The 17,871-nt window shown below is 63.4% G+C and carries 17 protein-coding genes; 9 read left to right on the top strand and 8 right to left on the bottom strand.

Annotated elements, in window-relative coordinates; genetic code table 11:
- Window positions 1-5 precede the first annotated feature (5 nt).
- The 3 genes from ABWK72_RS20955 to ABWK72_RS20945 are packed head-to-tail and all read left to right on the top strand — an operon-like array spanning window position 6 to window position 4,675.
- Complete coding sequence (locus ABWK72_RS20955; RefSeq protein WP_367871530.1) at window positions 6-1,898, top strand: hypothetical protein; 1,893 nt, start codon at window positions 6-8, stop codon at window positions 1,896-1,898.
- Window positions 1,895-3,475, top strand: coding sequence for a hypothetical protein (locus ABWK72_RS20950; protein ID WP_367871529.1), 1,581 nt, complete (start codon window positions 1,895-1,897; stop codon window positions 3,473-3,475). The genes ABWK72_RS20955 and ABWK72_RS20950 overlap by 4 nt, the downstream gene beginning before the upstream one ends.
- Before the next feature lie 42 nt (window positions 3,476-3,517).
- A complete protein-coding gene (locus tag ABWK72_RS20945; RefSeq protein ID WP_367871528.1) occupies window positions 3,518-4,675 on the top strand; it encodes a redoxin family protein in 1,158 nt (385 codons plus the stop codon).
- Between the two features lie 81 nt (window positions 4,676-4,756).
- Here the strand turns inward: ABWK72_RS20945 and ABWK72_RS20940 are convergent, their stop codons facing one another.
- Window positions 4,757-5,521: a GYF domain-containing protein gene (locus tag ABWK72_RS20940; protein ID WP_367871527.1), complete on the bottom strand. Its 765-nt coding sequence runs from the start codon at window positions 5,519-5,521 to the stop codon at window positions 4,757-4,759.
- A gap of 155 nt (window positions 5,522-5,676) precedes the next feature.
- On the opposite strand from ABWK72_RS20940, the gene rpmB reads away from it, so the two are divergent.
- From rpmB to ABWK72_RS20920, 4 genes are all read left to right on the top strand, one after another.
- Complete coding sequence (rpmB, locus tag ABWK72_RS20935; protein WP_367871526.1) at window positions 5,677-5,940, top strand: 50S ribosomal protein L28; 264 nt, start codon at window positions 5,677-5,679, stop codon at window positions 5,938-5,940.
- A gap of 405 nt (window positions 5,941-6,345) precedes the next feature.
- Entirely contained in the window at window positions 6,346-6,693 is a 348-nt protein-coding gene (locus ABWK72_RS20930) for an aspartate 1-decarboxylase (RefSeq protein WP_367871525.1), read from the top strand.
- A 166-nt stretch (window positions 6,694-6,859) separates the two neighbouring features.
- Window positions 6,860-7,168 (top strand): hypothetical protein, encoded by a 309-nt coding sequence (locus tag ABWK72_RS20925; protein WP_052573795.1) that lies wholly within the window; start codon window positions 6,860-6,862, stop codon window positions 7,166-7,168.
- Window positions 7,169-7,367: 199 nt separating this feature from the next.
- Window positions 7,368-7,742, top strand: coding sequence for an NADH-quinone oxidoreductase subunit A (locus tag ABWK72_RS20920; RefSeq protein ID WP_367871524.1), 375 nt, complete (start codon window positions 7,368-7,370; stop codon window positions 7,740-7,742).
- Between the two features lie 46 nt (window positions 7,743-7,788).
- Here the strand turns inward: ABWK72_RS20920 and ABWK72_RS20915 are convergent, their stop codons facing one another.
- The 5 genes from ABWK72_RS20915 to ABWK72_RS20895 form a co-directional block, all read right to left on the bottom strand.
- On the bottom strand, window positions 7,789-8,442 hold the full coding sequence (locus tag ABWK72_RS20915) for a hypothetical protein (protein WP_367871523.1): 654 nt from the start codon (window positions 8,440-8,442) through the stop codon (window positions 7,789-7,791).
- Between the two features lie 74 nt (window positions 8,443-8,516).
- Window positions 8,517-9,938, bottom strand: a complete 1,422-nt coding sequence (locus ABWK72_RS20910) for a DUF1501 domain-containing protein (RefSeq protein ID WP_367871522.1) — start codon at window positions 9,936-9,938, stop codon at window positions 8,517-8,519.
- 11 nt (window positions 9,939-9,949) lie between these two features.
- Window positions 9,950-12,703: a DUF1549 and DUF1553 domain-containing protein gene (locus tag ABWK72_RS20905; protein WP_367871520.1), complete on the bottom strand. Its 2,754-nt coding sequence runs from the start codon at window positions 12,701-12,703 to the stop codon at window positions 9,950-9,952.
- Between the two features lie 86 nt (window positions 12,704-12,789).
- A complete protein-coding gene (locus tag ABWK72_RS20900; RefSeq protein ID WP_367871519.1) occupies window positions 12,790-13,737 on the bottom strand; it encodes a hypothetical protein in 948 nt (315 codons plus the stop codon).
- Window positions 13,734-14,282: a sigma-70 family RNA polymerase sigma factor gene (locus ABWK72_RS20895; RefSeq protein WP_367871518.1), complete on the bottom strand. Its 549-nt coding sequence runs from the start codon at window positions 14,280-14,282 to the stop codon at window positions 13,734-13,736. Before ABWK72_RS20895 ends, ABWK72_RS20900 begins: the two co-directional genes overlap by 4 nt.
- Window positions 14,283-14,390: 108 nt before the next feature.
- Here ABWK72_RS20895 and ABWK72_RS20890 point away from each other — a divergent pair, with 108 nt between their 5' ends.
- Together ABWK72_RS20890 and ABWK72_RS20885 are read left to right on the top strand one after the other, a co-directional pair.
- Window positions 14,391-14,651: a hypothetical protein gene (locus tag ABWK72_RS20890; RefSeq protein ID WP_367871517.1), complete on the top strand. Its 261-nt coding sequence runs from the start codon at window positions 14,391-14,393 to the stop codon at window positions 14,649-14,651.
- The gene (locus ABWK72_RS20885) at window positions 14,648-15,451 is read left to right on the top strand and encodes a TatD family hydrolase (protein ID WP_367871516.1); all 804 of its coding nucleotides are present in this window, start codon (window positions 14,648-14,650) and stop codon (window positions 15,449-15,451) included. Before ABWK72_RS20890 ends, ABWK72_RS20885 begins: the two co-directional genes overlap by 4 nt.
- Window positions 15,452-15,479: 28 nt before the next feature.
- Here the strand turns inward: ABWK72_RS20885 and ABWK72_RS20880 are convergent, their stop codons facing one another.
- Window positions 15,480-16,796, bottom strand: coding sequence for a hemolysin family protein (locus tag ABWK72_RS20880; RefSeq protein ID WP_367871515.1), 1,317 nt, complete (start codon window positions 16,794-16,796; stop codon window positions 15,480-15,482).
- 57 nt (window positions 16,797-16,853) lie between these two features.
- Window positions 16,854-17,828 carry a TerC family protein gene (locus tag ABWK72_RS20875; protein ID WP_367871514.1) on the bottom strand — a complete coding sequence of 325 codons (975 nt, stop codon included), beginning with the start codon at window positions 17,826-17,828 and terminating at the stop codon, window positions 16,854-16,856.
- Window positions 17,829-17,871 lie beyond the last annotated feature (43 nt).

Raw genomic sequence — 17,871 nt, 5'->3', positions numbered from 1 at the left:
CCGTGGTGAAACCCGCTTACCTCTGGCTCCTGCTGCCGCTCGCCGCATGGTCGGGCTACAAGACCGCTCCCCCGAGGGCGGCGGGAAGTGTGCCCGCAGCGGCTGCCGAAGCCCCGGACCCGCAGGTGCTGGCTATGGCGGCGGAACTGGCGAAGGCGCAGCCCGCGGACTTGGAGAAGCAGCTCCGGGAGCTCCTCGCGCAGGCGGAGTCGCCGGGCTGGATGAACCGCCTGAAGCTGATCTGCGCCCGCTGGGCGGAGACCGATCCCGCCGGGGCCCTGGCTTGGTGCGAGGCGAACAAGACACCGACCGTGGTACGGTTGCGGATCCTCACTGAGTGGGCACTGCTCGATTCCGATGCAGCATGGGCCGCGGTCACGAACGATGAAGAGCGGGTCAGCATCACCCGCATGCTCCTGAACGAGGACCGGGAGACTTTCATGGTGTGGTTCCGCCAGGTCCGGAAGCCCCTGCCCGACCTTGACCCGGCCTGGGCCTTGCTGGCGGAGCGCCATGGTAAGGAGTTGGAGGAGATCGCGACGGCGCTGCTGGGTGAGTCGCAAGACCCGCCGGGCAGTTTCTCGTCTCTCGCTCTCTATTTCAGGCTGGCGGCACAGGCCCGCGCGGACCGGGATCCGGCGGCGGCCATCGCGTGGGCCATGGGCTTGGACGAGCGGGTGGCACGGGTGACCGTGGAAGCGGCCTTCCGGCAATGGGGCAAGAAGGATCCGGTGGCGGCCTGGAAGGAGATCGCGAAGGTGAATGCGGCGGCAGCACCGGAAGCCGGCGATGAAGCTCCCAAGGAAAAGCCACCGATAAGAATCAGCGGCTCCGTGGGCTCGGAGATTCTAGAGCGGCTCGCGAAGGATGATCCGGCTGCCGCCATCGAGCTGCTGCGGGAGCCCGGGGCATTTACCCGCGGCGAAGGACTGAACGGAATCTCCGCGATGGAAACCGCCTTCCGCGATTTGCTGGCGGAGGGCAAGGTCAAGCCGCTGGAAGCCTACGAAATGATCGCGTTCTCGGACCCCACCCTGGGCTTGAACATTTTCCCGGACATTTGGCGCGGCCTGCCCGCAGAGAAGTTGGCGGAAGCGGCGAAGGCCTTGGTCGCGCAGCCGGCGGGTGATCCGCTTTCCATGGCAATCAGCGGTGTCGCCGGAGCTTGGATGGCCAAAGACCCGGTGGCGGCGGCGGCGTTCATCGCGGCATTTCCAGACGAGAACCTGAGGCGGAGCATGTATTCCGGCAGCTTCGATGCGTCGGGAAGCGATCCGGCGCGGCAGGCGGAAGTGCTGGCGGCGATCCCGGCGCAGGACCGGGCCGCGGTCTTCGCGATCTACCTCTCACGGTTCGGCGAGCTGAGACCCGGCGAGCAGAGTCCGGGTTACGCCGGGCCCGAGCTAAAACCGGAGCTGCTGGCTCCCGTGTTCAGGGACCTGCCGGCATCGGAGTATCTGGACCAGTCCGTAAAGATCACGGCAATGAATTGGGGCCAGCAGGACCCGACTGCGGCGCTGGCCTGGGTGGACTCGCTGTCAGACCCTGCCGCGAGGAAGGCGGCCTACGGCGCGGCCTACGGCGCGGCCTTCGAGGGCTGGACCTTCAAGAATCCGAACGCTGCCGCCGCGTGGCTGGCGGACAAGAAAGACGGCCCGGAGCGCGATGCCGCCGCACTGCCGGTAGTGAGGAGCCTGGTGAGGACGGATGCCGAGGTGGCTTGGGAATGGGCGGAGTCGATCGGCGATACCGGGATCCGGCAGGAAGCGCGGCTGGCGGCGATGAAGGTGTGGGCGCTGCGGGATCGGGAGGCGGCGCAGGCGGCTTACAAGAGGATCTCGGGGAAGTTGCCGGCGGCAGACGCGGCGAAGCTCTCGGCGTGTTTTGGAGGATCATGAAATACTTATTTCCGCTGCTCGCTTGCCTCGCGGTATTTCTCGCGGCCCGTCAATTCGGCGGAGCGCTGGAGAGCGGCATTCCTGGAGCCTCCTCGCAGAAGGACGCAGGGCGCGGGACGAAGGGACTGGCGCGGCAGGCCGAACGCCTGGCCGGGCGGACTTGCAAGTCCCCCGCCGCGCTCGAACGGCTGCATCGCTCCGGCGAACTGGCGGAGGAAGATCTGATTGTGGCGATCCGCCAGGCGGCGGCACACGATCCGGAAGGAGTCTGGGCCTGGATCGAGGCGGGCGACTACGGCCCTCACGGAGACGGCACCCGCAGCAAGTATCTCCAAGTCGTGCTATCGAAGTGGTTCGGCAAGGATCCGGAGGCCGCCTTGGCCAAGATGAACCTCCACCATCCAAACAACAGTTACTTGGCCGGCTACGTGATCGGCATGCTGGCCACCGGTACGACGGAGGAAGCCGCGGCGGTGCGCGATCATCTCGACGCACTGGTCGACATGGTCGGCAATCAGGAGCGGGCGATCCTTTTCCCGCCGCGGACGGCGGAGGGAGCGGCGGTGCTGATGGCGCTGCCCGAGGGACGCTCGCGCGAAATCCTGCTCGGCAGGTTCGCCGCTGCTTGGCTGGAAACGGACAGCGGGTCCGCAGCGGCATGGGTGAAGCAGCTTCCTGATATCGTGCGGAACAAGGCGATGGCGGATTTCACCGGTGAGGCGCTCAACGATCGCCCGTGGATTTCGGAAGCCGGGCGGAAGTTCGCGATGGAGTGGGTGATGAATGAAGCCTCGCCCGCGGAGAAGATCCGCTTCGGCCCGATGCTGGCGGAGAATCTCGCCAAGGAGAACCCCGCCGCGGCCATTCAGTGGGCCACTGCAAACCTCTCCGGCGATGCTCTGGAAGACGCGACCTCGAAAGTGATCACCCGTCTGCTTTCAACCGATCCCGAAGCCGCAAGGGAGATCGCGGAGACCCTGTCGGCGGGCGATGGCCGGACCGCTGCAGTCGCCGGGGTGGCGGGCACCATGCTCAAGAAGGATCCCGCGGCTGCCATCGAATGGTGGCTGGATCATACCGGGGATCACAATCCAGCCAACCGGACTGACGCCAGGACCGCAGCCGCGCTGGGCAGCAAGTGGTTCCAAGCGGACCCGGATTCCTTCCGCGCTTATCTGGCCGACCCTGACGGTCGCGAATTGCCCTTCACCATGGTCCAGCAGGCCCTGAAGAAGATGATGGAGGATCGGGACGGAACCTTCGACTGGATCGCCTCCCTGCCTCCGGCGAACCGGGTGCCGGTGATCAAGTCTGCCTACATGGTCTTGGCCCAGGAATCGCCGGAAAAGGCTGCGGCGGCCTTCGATTCCCGGCCGGACCTGGCCACCGGCGACGGAGCCCGGATGATCTTGAACTACTGGTACGGCCGCGATCCGAACAAAGCCGTCGCCTGGGTGGCGTCGCTACCTTGGGGCGGCACCCGGGAGGCGGCCCTGAGCGCGGTGCGCAAGATCGCGGAGCAGCAAGTCCAGAAGGGGCAGGAACCGCCGCAGCAATTGAAGGAACTCCTTCACTGAAATCCCTTGCTGCCCGGGAGGGGGGAGGCTCAGTTTGCAGTCGTGAAAACGTCATACGCAGCACTGTCCCTCGCGCTCTCCGCCACCGCCGCCTTCGGCCAGAAGGCCGGCGATACCGTGACCCCCGATGCCCTCGGCAAGTCGGAGTGGTTCAAGGGTGAGGCCCCCGCCACATGGGAACCCGGCAAGGTTTACATGATCGAATGCTGGGCCACCTGGTGCGGCCCCTGCATCGCGGCCATCCCGCATGTGGATGCACTCTACGACAAGTATTCGGAAAAGGGCTTCCGGGTGATCGGCATGAATGTCTGGGAGGAGCGCCCGGGCGACGAAAAGAAACCCGGGGAGAAGATCAAAGACTTCCTCAAGGAGAAAGGTGACGGCATGTCCTACCCGGTCGCCATGGCCGCCAAGGACGGCGACTTCGACAAGGAGTGGCTGAAGCCCGGCGAAGTGCGCGGCATTCCCCACGCCTTCATCGTGAAGAACGGCAAGGTCGTCCTCACGACCCACCCGGCGCAATTGACCGAGGCCACGATCGAGGGACTGCTGGAAGGCGGCGACGCGGAGACCAAGATTCTCGCCGAAATCGAAGCCAAGAAGGCGAAGCAGGAGAGGACTACCAAGTCGATGAAGGACTTCCAGGCCGCCTCCGCGGCGAAGGACGTCGCCGGGATGGAGAAGGCCATGGCCGAGATCGGCACCTTGGACCCGAACAGCCCCTATGGCGCATCGATGCTGGTGGACCTGGCCGTTGCCAAGAAGGATTGGTCGGGGGCGGAAGCGCAGATCGGCAAGCTGCGGGGCAAGCCGGCGGCGCTGATGGTAACGATGCAAGCGGCCCGCGCCGCGCTGAAAGACGAAACACCGGCAGGCTTCCGCAAGGCGGTCGCCGAGGAGATGGCGGAGGCCCTGGGATCCCAGCCGCAACCGGTGCTGAACACCACCCTGGCGAAGCTGCAGTGGTCGCTGGGCGAAAAGGAAGCGGCGGTGGCCACCGCCAAGAAGGGCCTGGAGCAGGCCCAGGAGCTTGCGGTGAAGAACCCGAAGTTCCCCTTGCTGCCTTTTGAACGTTTCGCTGCGGCGCTGGAGAAAGGCGAAGTGCCGAGCGACGAGGATTTCAACGGCTGGGTGAAGGAAGCGCAGGCGGCAGCCACGGCACCGGTGAAACCGGCGGCTGAGGCGGCACCGAAGGAATAGAGGCGCCACCCCGTCCTAACATTCAAAACGGAAGCCCCGGGCGGAATCAGCCGTCGGGGCTTCTTATCGGGGTCCGGTCGCTTAGCGCTCGGGGAGGGCGGAGGCGCGCAATTCGTTCAAATGGCGCATCAGATCCTCAAGCATGCCCGACTCATTCATTTTCCCGAGCGAACCGGCCACGGCCATGCCCGCGAGGATGGCGATGGCGAGCAGGCTGCCCCAGTAGAGGAAGGCGAGCAGCATGCCGATGCCGTCGAGCTTCTTCACGGTGGCATAGCCCGGCGGGCAGGCGAGGCAGCGGAAGCCGAGCCAAAGATTGACCAGGGGAATGAAGAAGCCGAAGAGCCACCAGCCGCTCATGCCGACGCTGTGCAGCCGCTTCACGGTGCTAACAATCGTGATCAAGCTCGCCAGCGGTGCGGCGACCACCGGGACGTAGGGCTTCGCCGCGGCGGGGGCATAGGCGAGGATGTGAGGCACCGCGAAGCTCCAGCCGAAAACGATCAGGCCCGGGATCACCACGGTGCCCATCAAGAAGCCCAAGCGGCCGGTGCCGGAGGGGTGGCCCTTGGAAATGATCGGCGTGGCGTCGTAGTCGCCGGTGTTCGCCATGGTATCCGAGACCGCGAGCGAATCGCTATCCCGCTTGAGCGTGCGGCGTTCGAACAAGCCTTCCACTTCGCCGGCGGGCTCCCAGTCATTGAGAGCGGTGCTCCAGACCAAGTCATTGCGCGGATCCAGCGCCCCGTTCTGGGAAAGCTCGATGAGGTAGTCGAAGCCGACGGGGCCGATTTTTTGGCCATCCGGCGTCGCGTAGAACCACTGCTGCTGGTCGCGGGCGATCACAAGCAGTTCGATTATCCGAATTTTTTAGATTAGTCAAACATCTCGGCACTTGGAAAGGAGCCCGTTCAAACAATCTACGGAGAATTTGCCTTGACCGCTTGTCGCGACCGGCCATCCTCCCTGCCCGCGCAAGCAACCCTTTTCAAATTCTTATCATGGCCCGTATCTGCAGCATCCGAGGAAGCCGAGTTCGTTCCGGTGGCAAAATCAACCGTTCCGGTCTCGCTAAGAAAAAGGGTGGTATCGGCCGGCACGTGACCAAGGTGGTGAAGCGCAAGGTCGCTCCGAACCTCCAGTCCAAGCGCATCTGGGTGCCCGAGCTGAATCGCTTCGTGCGCCTGACCCTGAGCGCCAAGGCGATCAAGACCATCAACAAGAACGGCGCCCACGTGACGTTGAAGAAGGCCGGCCTGATCTAAGGATCTCCGTCCAATCCAAGTTTCATGACCCAAGGCGGCCCGGAGGAAACTCCGGGCCGTTTTATTTGGCCCTCCGTCGGGTTTGCTGAGGCCCTCAATCCATAGAGGTTGATGGTCGAAAGTTGATGGTTGATGGTTGATGGCAAGAAAAGCACGGGCTTAGGGCGGTTGCTGGTTCTGCTATCAACCATCAACCAGAGACCATCAACTCACGGCATCCTATCCATTCTGGTCCAAATCCGGCTGTTACTTTGGGGGACTGGCCGACATCCGGTAGCGGAGCACGGGTGTTACGGCAAGTAGGCCGCGGGCGGCGGACCCGTCCATGCCCTCTTGCCTTCACGCGCCAAATCCCGACCTTCCCTCTTGACCCCGCGGGCAAGCATCACTTTCTTCCCGCCCGCCATGTTCCGCCAAGTCCTCAAGTCCAAACTCCACCGCGCGATGATCACCGCCGCGGATGTCGATTACGAAGGCAGCATCGAGATCCCGCTGGATCTGATGGAGACGGTGGGACTGTGGGAGGGCGAGAAGGTGCTGGTGGCATCCATCACCACCGGCAACCGCCTGGAGACCTACGTGCAGCCGGGACGACCGGGCACGGGGCACATCATCATCAACGGTGGAGCCGCGCACCGGATCAAAAAGGGCGAGCGGGTGGCCATCATGGCTTTCGGCATTTCGGAGACACCTGTGCTTGCCAAGAAGGTGGTCCTCGACGAAAAAAATCTTATCGTGCGGGAGTCACGATAAGCAAAATTACGCATGTATGTGATTTAAACATGCAGGAACCCACACAGCGTCACGGGCTTGTATATTTATTTAAAATATTTTACTTGAGAAATCTTAAGGGTTTTTTTAGATGCACGACTCTTTTTGAGTCGCGCAAGTGGCAATCTGCTGCTATGATTGCGGCGCTATGGCAACCACCACGAAACGCACCCGGTTTTCACGCCGGCTTCCTGATCACGTCACGGATGAACTCTGCAACGTCCTCGCGGAAGACAAGGTGTTTGGCTTCAATGACCTGTTCGAACGGGTGTTCGACAACCTTAAGGTCCGTAATGCCGTAAGCGGGGGCGAAGAGATGCTTCGCTTGCGCGCTTACGAGAAACTTCAGAACCTGGTGACCCGCGGTCTGGTCGAAAAGATCGGCAAGGAATACAAAGGCACGAAGCGTGTCCACGAGGCTTCGAGCGAATACCTCGCACAGCAGCAGGAAGATTAATTGAAAGCCAAGGCGGCGCATGGGCGCCGGTTTGCCTCCCCTTTTGAGAAAAATCCGCACCGGCCAACCGGTGCGGATTTTTCTTTGCCGGGGGTTAGTGTGAAGAGACCGTGGCACTTTGCATTCCCGCCGGGTCGTGGAGAGGATTGGCGGATTTTTTGCTCCCCAGCGCGGAGACGGGTGATTATCACCAGCGCGGATGTCCTCGCAGTTCCTTCCCGTTTTCGTGCAGATCCTGGTGGCGATCGGCTTTGCAGCCGTGAGCCTGAGCTTGAGCGTGCTGCTCGGGAAGTCGGCGCGGACGAACAAGATCAAGGACAGTGCCTACGAGTGCGGGATGCTCCCGATCGGCGACGGCGCGCCGCGTTTCTCGGTCAAGTTCTACCTGGTCGCGATGCTCTTCGTGATCTTCGACATCGAAGTCGTCTTCATGTATCCATGGGCGGTCCAGTTCCGCGACCTGGTGGCTGGCGGAAATGCCGTGCCGCTGGTCTCGATGGCCGGCTTCGCTGGCGTGCTGGCCTTCGCCTACGTCTATGCGCTCAAGAAGGGCGCGCTGACCTGGCGGAATTGATTGCCCTTTTGAAGGCCGCAGAGGCGGATCAATTTTTTCCGGTTCATCACACCATTGTGACACCGAGGATTCTGAGTTCTTCGACAACATCGAGGACGTCCATCTCAGAGAGATTTTCGACAAAACAGAATTTGCTTCCAAAGCCGTTCAACGACGTTCCGACGACCAACCCCCTTGAGCCGTCTGCGATCCAGAATCGGTCATGAATATTGTTCGTCGCCTGAGTAGTGAGGCTGATGCCTGGATACGTCGCAGAAACATGGGCAGAGAAACGAGCCCGACTCCCGGTCGTTCCACTTAGATGAACAATTTTCAGTTGGACCGTGGGCGGCAAGGCCCGTCCGATGACGCGATCAAACCGGGCTTCAAGGTCCGATGAACTTCCGAAGAAGTAAGGGTCCACAATCGTGAGAGAGGTGGTCGGAAACAACTCCTTGGCATACAATCCCAATAAATCCAAAGCGTCCGCAATCCGGTGTGAACCGCCGGGTATAATGCTCTCGCACACCATCCCGTTTAGAAGAAATCGAGTAGATCCAATTCGCCGCGCAATTGCAGGCCCTTTCTCCATTGCTATCGTGGTTTCGTCCGCCAATGAAGCTCCGATTCCCTCCTTACTCAATTGAGCATGAAGCTGTAGAAGGAAATCCCCATCTAAAGGGTGTGTTTCAGATCGGAGAGAGACAAGAACCTCGTTCATTGGATTTCAACCTGAGAATATTCGGCAGAGTCCAGATGGATCTCTAAACGAGATTCCCCGGTTGCCGGCAGAATTCAAGCGATGATGTCCTGCACCACCTTGCCGTGCACGTCGGTAAGTCGGAAGTCGCGGCCGGAGTAGCGGTAGGTGAGCTTCTCGTGGTCGAAGCCTAACAAATTCAGCATGGTCGCGTGCAAGTCGTGGACGTGGACCGGCTTCTCGACGGCGCGGAAGCCGAACTCATCGGTCGCGCCGTGGACGTGGCCGCCCTTCACGCCGCCGCCGGCCATCCAGACGGTGAAGCCGAAGTGGTTGTGGTCGCGCCCTTTCATCACGCCGGCGTTCGAGCCGGCCTGGGGGAGTTCGACAGCGGGGGTGCGGCCGAATTCGCCACCCCAGAGGACCAGGGTTTCATCGAGAAGGCCGCGCATTTTCAGATCGGCGAGGAAGGCACCGATGCCTTGGTCGCATTCCTTGGCGAGACGGCGGTGGTCCTCGATGTCGTCGTGGCTGTCCCAAGGCTGGCCATTGCCATGCCAGAGCTGGATGTAGCGGACGCCGCGCTCTAACAAGCGGCGGGCCATCAGGCACTGGCGGGCGAAGGCACCGGGGCCATACATGTCGCGGACGTGCTGCGGCTCCTTGGTGACGTCGAAGGCATCGGTGGCCTCGCTCTGCATGCGGTAGGCCAGCTCGAAGCTGCGGATGCGGGCTTCGAGTTGCGGATCGTGCTCATGGGAAGCGAGGTGGCGCTCGTTGAGCTGGCGCAGGAAGCCGAGCTGATGGGCCTGGCGGGAATCGCGCGCGCCGGGGTTGCGCAGGTTCTCGATCATCTTGTCGACCTGCTCGATCGAGCTGTCGAGGTAGGTGCCCTGGAAGTTCCCGGGAAGGAAGGCGGAGCGCCAGTTCTCGGCGCGCTTGATCGGCATCCCGCCGGGGCAGAGGGAGACGTAGGCGGGCAGGTTCTCATTCTCGCTGCCGAGGCCGTAGCTGACCCAGGAACCCATCGAGGGGCGGGACAGACGGCCATCGCCGCAATTCATAAGCATCAGCGAGGGCTCGTGGTTCGGCACGTCGGCCGTCATCGAGCGGATCACGCAGAGGTCATCGGCGTGCTTCGCGGTGTGCTGGAAGAGTTCGCTGACTTCCAAGCCGCACTCGCCGTAGCGTTGGAACTCGAAAGGGCTGCGGAGCGCGGCACCGGTAGGGCGCTCGGTTTTCATGGTCTCCAGCGGCATGGTCTTGCCGTGGAAGTCCTGGAGCTTCGGCTTGCGGTCGAAGGTGTCCACCTGCGACGGGCCGCCGTTCATGAAGAGGTGGACGACGCGCTTGGCCTTGGGCGCGAAGTGAGGCTCGGGAAAGTCCGCGCCCATGCCGGCGGACTTGCCGGTCATCAGGCCACCCAGCGCGAGGCTGCCGAAGCCCATGCCGCAACGCTGCAGGAAGTCGCGGCGGTCGAGGACGAGGTTGTTGGCGGTGAAGGCGTGGTGGGACATGCGGGGCTTGGTCAGTCGACGAAGTGGAATTCGTTTGAGGCCCAAAGCATCTGAACGAGGTCGGCCCATGGGTCGGCGGGGGTGGTGCCGGGGGCCGGGTCGTTCGACTTGGGGAATTGCTCGTTGAAGTTGCCGATCTCCTCCGCGGGCGCGCTCGGGGATTCGCGGCCATCGATCCGGAGGTTCCAGGCGATGTTCCCGCAGGAGTCGCCATGGGGCGCGCGGAGTACGAGATCCATCGTATCTCCGGCCTTCACATCGATCCAAGTGCCGGCGATGTCGGTGGAGGATTCGGCGGGAAACCCGGCACCGGCAAGTTCCTTGCCCTGGCCGTCGATGCGCCAAGCGAGGGTGTCGCCGCCCTTCTGGCCGCGGGCAAGGTGGCCGGCCATCCGGACCTGGCCGACGCCATTGGCACGCCAGCGCAGGACCATCACGTGGCCGTTCGAGACGTGGCCGCCGCCCGCACCGACATTCAGCCAGCGGATGGGCGCGGTGGCGGGATCGGGGCCGGTCTTCCAGACCTTGTCCGCGAAGAGCGGGAAGGTGGCGAGGTCCTCGGTGGGGCCGCCGGTTTCGGGGCCGTGGCGGACTTCCCAGTAGCCGCCTAGGCGAGGGGCGTAGTCGGCGGGCGAAGCGCTGGTGATGAAGTCCACGGCGGAGGCGGATTCATCAGCGGCGGGGGCGCGGCGGAAGAGCTTGTTATAGACCCATGCAACGCGGGTCTTGTCGTCGGGAAGCGCGCGGAATTCAGCGGATGCGGTAAGCTGCGCGGCCTGGCGCAGGACCAGCGGGCCATTCAGAAAATAGAGCGCCTGCTGCGGGACGGTGGTCTCCACGCGCTTCGGGCTGTGGTGATCCGGATGCGGCAGGTCGAAGGAGACGAAGGTCCCGGGCAGGGCGTAGCGATCCACGAAAGCGTAGACGCTGCGGCGCGGATCGGAGCCGGCGTCTTCCAAGCGCACCGAACGGCCGCCGGTGCCGCGCGTATCGAGCACGCCGCTGGATGAGAGAACGCGGTCGCGCATGGTCTCGAAGTCGAGGCGGCGGCGGTTCCACTTCCAGAAGTGCGTGTTGGCCTCGTCGATCGCATTGTTCTCGGCAGGGCCGGCAGCGGCGAGCCGGAAGGCGTGCGAGGTGAGCAGCAGACGGTGCAGCTCCTTGAGCGAGTAGCCGCTCTCGCGGAAGGAAACGGCAAGCGAATCGAGCAAGGGCAGCAGGGCCGGGCGTGGCGTCTGGGGGCCGAAGTCCCCCGGCTCCGCGAGCGGTGCGCCGAAGTGCCAGGCCCAGACCCGATTGACCATCACGCGCGCGGCCAGCGGGTTCGCAGGATCCACGATTTTTTCGGCGAAGGAGAGGCGGGGACTCTTGCCGTCCTCGAACTTGCCACCGCCGAGGAAGCTGAGCCACTCGCGGTCGAATGTCTCCCCCCGCGTGGCGGGATTGCCGCGCACGAAGACCACGGCCTGTGACCAATCCTTCTTGTCGCCCAAGCTCATGGCGCGGGGCGGCGAGCCGGGGTGCTCGGCCATCACCTTGCTCATGGCGCTCGCGCGCTGGCGGCGCTGGTTGCCGTCCTCCTGGTCCATGAACTCGGAAATACGATCGACGCCGTAGTTCAGCGGGCAGTTGCCCTTGGCGCTCATCCCGGCGAGTTCGCTGCCCTCCCCTGCCCCGAGCCATTCATTGGCCAGGGCCTCGCAGAGCACCTTGCGCGCGCCTTCATCCGCGGCGGCATCCATCTCCTGGGCCCATTGCTTGAGACGAGGCGTGCCGCCCTCGCTCCAGGCCTGTTCCTTGAGGAACTCCCGCCAGGCCATGATCGCCTTGGCCCGCAGCTTGCCGCGCTTGAAGCCTTCCGCCGTCGCCTTGCCTTGGTCCCAATTGTCCTTCTTGGCGATCCAGGCGATGTCGAGGTAGTTGGTGAAGTTCTCCTTCGCGCGGACGTGATCGACGATCTTTTGCCGGGCCTCGCGGTCATTGTTGTCGAGCTTCGCGATCTCCGCCTCATAGGCGGCGAAGGCACCCTCGTCCGGCGGCTTGCCGATGACCGGCTTGTCGTCCGGCTCGTTGGTGTTGTCGAAGATCGAGTAGACCGAGTAGTAGTCCTTCGTCGAGATCGGGTCGGTCTTGTGATCGTGGCAGCGGGCGCAGGCGACGGTGCTGGAAAGGAAGCCGCGGGTGACCACGTCCACGCGGTCGTCGATGGTCTCAACCGGGCCGCCGCGCAGGCCGACGGTGAGGAAGCCGAGCGCCGCGAGATCCGGATCGTCGGGCTTGTCTGTTAGGAGGTCCGCGGCGAGCTGGAGCTTCACGAAGCGGTCGTAGGGCAGGTCCCCGTTGAAGGCCTTGATCAGCCAATCGCGGTAGGTGTAGGCGAAGGGGTAGCGGTTGTCCTGGTCGAAATTGTAGCCGCGGGTATCGGCGTAACGGGCGACGTCCATCCAGTGGCGGGCCCAGCGCTCGCCATAGGCAGGGCTAGCGAGGAGTTCGTCGATCAGCGCCCTCCAAGTCGGGTCATCGGGATTCGCCTCGATGCGGCGCAATTGCTCATCCGAAGGCGGCAGGCCGGTCAGGGTGAAAGCGGCGCGCTCGAGCCACTGCCGCGGCGGGGACTGCGCGGCGGGCTTCAAGTGGGCCTGCTCCCACGAGGCCGCAAGCAAGGCATCCACCGGATGGGAAGCAGCGGGAATCTCCGCTTTCACCGGTGGCACATAGGCCCAGTGCTTCTCCTCCGCAGCCGCGCAGGAAACCAGAGCTAGCATGAGGATTGTGCAACGCATGAACCGGCCATGGGTACGCATTTTACCGGCCAACTCTTTCACAGATGCGCAGGATTGGCCGGGCAGAATTACCGGCCCGGGGCCTCGTTGGCGCGGACCCGGAGCGAGTGGACAGCCAGCGTGGCCTCCGGCGACGCGCCGATCCGGATCTGGTCAAAGTTGAGGCCGGGCAGAATCTTCGAGCGGATGAGCGGTGTATCGCCGGGTTCCGGCCCCTCATAAAGCTCCACCGTGCCGTCGCGGCGGTCGTAGCGGAAGGTCATCGTCCGCGGGCCGGTGACGGGCCGCGCGGGCATCAGCGGGATGAGGCTGCGTTTGACATCAAGGGCCCAGGTTTCCTCAGGGCCGTAGCTATCGCCGAAGAAGCAGACCTCGTAGCCCTCCTGATAGAGGCTGAAGCCCGCCCAGCCCGGGGTGTGAAAGGTGCCGGTGGACGAGGCGACGGTCTCGACGGTAATCAGCAGCACCGGGCGCGCCGCAGAGACGGCATCGGCGGGGAGGTAGAAGTAGGTCTCGAAGCCGCTGCCTTCCAAATGCTTGCCGACGATCTGCGGCTGCCCTTTCTCCAGCCGCCAATGGCTCGCGCCCTGCAGGGGCCGGCGCCCGGTCTCCATGCTGCCGGAATCGAAGCGGTCCTCCAGCATCGTGACACCGGGACCGTGGGAATTCGTGGCCGGGATCTCGACGCGCTCCGGGGGGCTGCCACCCGGGGCGGACGCGGCAGGGGGCTCGGTACGGGTGCATTTCCAAACGCCGAGCAAGATGGAGAAAAGCGCGGCGAAGGCGATCAGCGGCAGCAGCCAGCGCGGACCGCGGCTGACGGACGGGACCCCTTCCCCTAGCGGATGGCGGCCCTCGAACTCCTCCGTCAGGGAGTGGTGGAGCAACGCATGCTCACGGTAGAGCGCTAGCAGCTCCGGCTCCTCCTTCAGGCGGCGCTGGAGAGTTTCAAACTCGGCGGCACCGAGTTCGCCGTCGAAGGCAGCCATCACGAGCTGGTGGTCGGAGAGTCTCATGGCAACGGGATGCCCTGCTCCTTGAAGCGGGCTTCGATGCACTTGCGCAGGGCACCGCGGAGATTGAAGAGAATCGCTTTCAAGGTGCCGGAGCTGCGGTTGATGGCCTTGGCGTAGTCGGCGAGCGGGGCCCCGCTGGCGTAGCGGTGCTGGAGAAGCTCGCGGTCCTTCGGGCGGAGTTTCTGGAGGCAGTGATGGAGCGCCTGGTGCCGGATCTCCAGCTCCTCCGGGTCCGCTTCAAGCGCCGGGGAAATGCGCTCGACCAATTCGTCGTCGAAGATCAGCCAGCCCCTTGATGCGAGGCGGCGGCGGTGGTTCATGAGGTGGTAGCGGATGACTTTGAACGACCAGGCCTTGAAGTTCGAGCCGGCCTCGAACTGCTCGCGTTTTTGCCAAAGGATGATGTTCACTTCCTGAAGGAGATCGCGGGCACCGGAGGAGCCGGGCATGAGGGCGCGGATGAAGGCGAGCATGGCCGTCTGATGGTCGGTCAGCTCGCGGACGAAGGATTCGGAGGCCTCTGCCGGGTCTAGGGCGGGATCCATGCTGTCCTGAATAAGGGATGTCGCGCCGCGGTGAAAGGTTTAGATCGCGAGGCCGGTTCTTGGCGCTTTCCCACTGGGAATCCCCGCGAGCCTGTTTACAATTCCGCCATGCCCAGCAAGAAGGACATCCTGGACCTCCATTTCATGGACGCCCGCTACAAATTGATCGACCTGGCGGCATTCCTCGACCGGGTGGAGCGCCATCCCGGGGAGGCGGATTTTCGCCTGGCCGGCTTCAAAAAGGCACTGCCGATCCTGCTGTCCGATCAGCCGGGCCGGGCCAAGGCGGTGTTGGAAGCACTGTCCGATCACTCGACCGAACCGGCCGAGGCGGCGACCATCCAATTCGCCTACGGCGCACCACAATGAAATACATCGAGCCTCATGCCCACATGGTCAGCCGGACGACGGATGACTACGAAAAGCTCGCGCTCGCGGGCTGCGCGGCGCTGTGCGAACCGGCCTTCTGGGCCGGCTTCGACCGCTCCTCGCCGGCCGGCTTCTACGACTACTACCGGCAGCTCACGGACTACGAACCGAAGCGCGCCGCGAAGTACGGCATCCCCCATTTCTGCTGGCTCTGCATCAATCCGAAGGAGGCGGAAGATCCCGTCTTCGCACGGGAGGTGATGTCGATCATCCCCGAGTTCCTCGACAAGCCGACGGTGCTGGGCATCGGCGAGATCGGCCTCAACAAGAACACCAGGAACGAGCTGGCGATCTTCGAGGAGCACGTGCAACTCGCGCTCGACCGCGATCTCCCGATCCTGATCCACACGCCGCATTTGGAAGACAAGCTGAAGGGCACCAAGCTGATCCTGGATGCCCTCGGTTCCTTCTCTAAGCTCGACCGCGGCAAGGTGATAGTGGACCACGTGGAGGAACATACGGTGAACCTCGTACTTGAAAAAGGCTACTGGGCCGGGATGACCCTCTACCCCGAAAGCAAATGCACGCCGAACCGGGCCATCGACATGCTCGAGACCTGCGACAGCGACCGGCTATGGCTGAACTCGGCCTGCGACTGGGGCGTCTCCGATCCCTTGGCGGTCGTGAAGTGCGGCTTCGAAATGAAGAGGCGGAAGAAGTCCGCGGAAGAGATCGAGCGGGTGCTGTTCGAGAATCCAAAGCGCTTCCTCAGCCAGTCGCCGAATTTCAAGATCGGGTGAGGGAGGCATCCCTCGCTGCCCGCTTCAGTCAGCCCGCCTTCCCCTTCCCCGGCAAACGCATCGCCAGCACCTTGTCCACGCGGATGCCGTCCATATCCACAATCTCGAAGCGCCAGCCGCCCTCGTCGATCGCATCGCCCTCGGTCGGCACGCGGGCAAGGTGTTGCGAAAACCACCCCGCCAAGGTCTGGAAGTCCTCCCCTCCTCCCTCGGGGATCGCGAAGCCCTTCAGGAAGTTTTCCAGCTTCGCGATATCGAACAGCCCGTCGATCAGCCAAGAGCCGTCCTTGCGCTGCTTGATCGGCATGTTGAGGCGTTCTTCCTTCGAGGGCACATCGCCGACGATCGCCTCCATCAGGTCGATCAGCGTTACCATCCCGATCACCCCGCCGAACTCATCCACCACGAAGGCCGCGTGATTCCCCGTGCGGCGGAAATCCTCTAACAGGAGGCTGGCTTTCTGCACCTCCGGCACCAGCAGCGGCGGCTGCATCAGATTGGCGAAGCGGACCTCGATCCCCGCGGCGAGCTGCGCATAGCAGTCCTTCACGGACACCACGCCGATCAGATTGTCGCGCTGGCCATGGTAGATCGGGAAGAAGCCTTGGGTGCTCTTCACAATCCGCGGCCAGACCTCGGAGTGGTTTTCATCGCGGCCGATCCAGACCATCTTCGGCCGCGGGATCATGATGTCGTAGACATCCAGCGATTCGAAGCCGAGCACACCCTCCATCATGCGGGATTCGTTGCGCTCCACACCGCCGGCCACCATGCCCTCGCGGATCAGCACGGTGAGTTCTTCGCGCGAAAGCTTCGACTCCTCGTTCTCCTTCACCCCGAAAAGGCGCAGCAAAACGCGGGTCGAATACGTCAGCAGGGAAACCAGCGGACTGGTGGCAGCGGAAACCTTCGCCATCATCCCGGAGGTGGCCGAAGCGATCGCCTCCGGATAGCGCATCGCGAGGCGTTTGGGCACCAGTTCGCCGACCACCAGCGAGAGATACGTGATGGTGCCGAGCACGATCACGTAGGCAATCGTCCCTGCCCCCGCGCCAATCACCGGCAGCGGATCGAGCACCGCGGCGAGCCTGTCCGAGAGCCGCGCGCCGCCGAAGGCTCCGGCGCAGATCCCCACCAAGGTAATGCCGATCTGGACCGTCGAGAGGAAGCGATCCGGGGAATCGGCGAGATCGAGGGCCCGCGCGGCCCCCTTGTCCCCGGCTTCCGCACGCGCCTGCAAGAGGCCGCGGCGGGATGAAACGAGGGCGATTTCGGTCATCGCGAAGACCCCGTTGCACAAGAGCAGGACGAGAATCAGGGCGATCTCCAATAGGACAGAGGTCATTTCCCCGGCATCCTAAGCAGGTCCGGCAACGGATTTCAGCATCGTTTCGCGGGATTATTATTCCGGGTCATTCCCCTCGTCGCCGGCCGCCGGCAGCGGGTGCAGCTTGCGATGGATGACCGAACCGAGGACCGAGAGCGCCAGCACGCCGCCGATCACCCCCAGGGAGAGGTCCGTATCGATCTTCCATTGCGTGTGGCCCAGCGACATCTTCACGCCCACGAAAACGAGGATCACGCCGAGGCCGTATTTCAGGAAGTGGAAGTAGGGCAAAATGCCCGCAATGGCGAAGTAGAGCGAACGCAGGCCGAGGATCGCGAAGACATTCGAGGTGTAGACGATGAAGGTATCGGTGGTGATCGCGAATATCGCGGGAATCGAATCCACGGCGAAGATCACATCGGTCACTTCCACGCAGATCAGCACCGCCAGCAAGGGCGTGGCCCAGAGCTTGCCATCCTGTCTCACCAGGAATTTCTGCCCGTGGTATTCCGGGGTGATCGGCATGACCTTGCGCAAGAGCCGCACGGCGATGCTCTTGCCGGGGTCCACCGAATCCTCGTCATGGAAGAACATCTTGATCCCCGTGATGACCAGCAGGGCGGCGAAAACGTAGATGATCCAGGAGAAATTCGTGATCAGGGCCGCGCCGCCGGCGATCATCCCCGCGCGCAGGGCCAGCGCGCCGAAAATGCCCCAGAAAAGCACCTTGTGCTGATACTCCCGCGGCACCTTGAAGAAGGAAAAAAGCACCGCGAAGACGAAGACATTGTCCACCGAGAGCGATTTCTCCAGCAGGTAGCCGGCGAAGAATTCCTTCGCTGCGGTTCCGCCCATCTTCCAGCCTATCCAAGTGTTGAAGACCATCGCGAGGGCGATCCAGACCGCGGTCCAGCCGAGGGCTTCGCGCAGCTTCACCACGTGCGCCTTCCGGTTGAAGACCCCCAGGTCGAGGGCCAGCATCAGCATCACGAAGGCATTGAACGCCACCCACCATGACACCGGGACCGACGCGATTGATTCAGCAAGCATGAACATCCAGAGGTAGCTGCCGGGCGCGGGGCCCGGCAATTGG

It is taken from the genome of Luteolibacter sp. Populi (genome assembly GCF_040801775.1).
In the GTDB taxonomy this organism is placed as follows: Bacteria; Verrucomicrobiota; Verrucomicrobiia; order Verrucomicrobiales; family Akkermansiaceae; genus Haloferula.
This window is presented reverse-complemented; position numbering and strand designations above follow the sequence as displayed.

What these genes read in the sequence shown, in the direction of transcription:
- ABWK72_RS20885 (WP_367871516.1), top strand. Translation starts at nt 14,648, where the DNA reads ATGAAATACATCGAGCCTCATGCCCACATGGTCAGCCGGACGACGGAT.
- ABWK72_RS20910 (WP_367871522.1), bottom strand. Translation starts at nt 9,938, where the DNA reads ATGTCCCACCACGCCTTCACCGCCAACAACCTCGTCCTCGACCGCCGC.
- ABWK72_RS20950 (WP_367871529.1), top strand. Translation starts at nt 1,895, where the DNA reads ATGAAATACTTATTTCCGCTGCTCGCTTGCCTCGCGGTATTTCTCGCG.
- ABWK72_RS20925 (WP_052573795.1), top strand. Translation starts at nt 6,860, where the DNA reads ATGGCAACCACCACGAAACGCACCCGGTTTTCACGCCGGCTTCCTGAT.
- ABWK72_RS20895 (WP_367871518.1), bottom strand. Translation starts at nt 14,282, where the DNA reads ATGGATCCCGCCCTAGACCCGGCAGAGGCCTCCGAATCCTTCGTCCGC.
- ABWK72_RS20890 (WP_367871517.1), top strand. Translation starts at nt 14,391, where the DNA reads ATGCCCAGCAAGAAGGACATCCTGGACCTCCATTTCATGGACGCCCGC.
- ABWK72_RS20900 (WP_367871519.1), bottom strand. Translation starts at nt 13,737, where the DNA reads ATGAGACTCTCCGACCACCAGCTCGTGATGGCTGCCTTCGACGGCGAA.
- ABWK72_RS20930 (WP_367871525.1), top strand. Translation starts at nt 6,346, where the DNA reads ATGTTCCGCCAAGTCCTCAAGTCCAAACTCCACCGCGCGATGATCACC.
- ABWK72_RS20905 (WP_367871520.1), bottom strand. Translation starts at nt 12,703, where the DNA reads ATGCTAGCTCTGGTTTCCTGCGCGGCTGCGGAGGAGAAGCACTGGGCC.
- ABWK72_RS20920 (WP_367871524.1), top strand. Translation starts at nt 7,368, where the DNA reads ATGTCCTCGCAGTTCCTTCCCGTTTTCGTGCAGATCCTGGTGGCGATC.
- ABWK72_RS20915 (WP_367871523.1), bottom strand. Translation starts at nt 8,442, where the DNA reads ATGAACGAGGTTCTTGTCTCTCTCCGATCTGAAACACACCCTTTAGAT.
- ABWK72_RS20880 (WP_367871515.1), bottom strand. Translation starts at nt 16,796, where the DNA reads ATGACCTCTGTCCTATTGGAGATCGCCCTGATTCTCGTCCTGCTCTTG.
- rpmB (WP_367871526.1), top strand. Translation starts at nt 5,677, where the DNA reads ATGGCCCGTATCTGCAGCATCCGAGGAAGCCGAGTTCGTTCCGGTGGC.
- ABWK72_RS20875 (WP_367871514.1), bottom strand. Translation starts at nt 17,828, where the DNA reads ATGCTTGCTGAATCAATCGCGTCGGTCCCGGTGTCATGGTGGGTGGCG.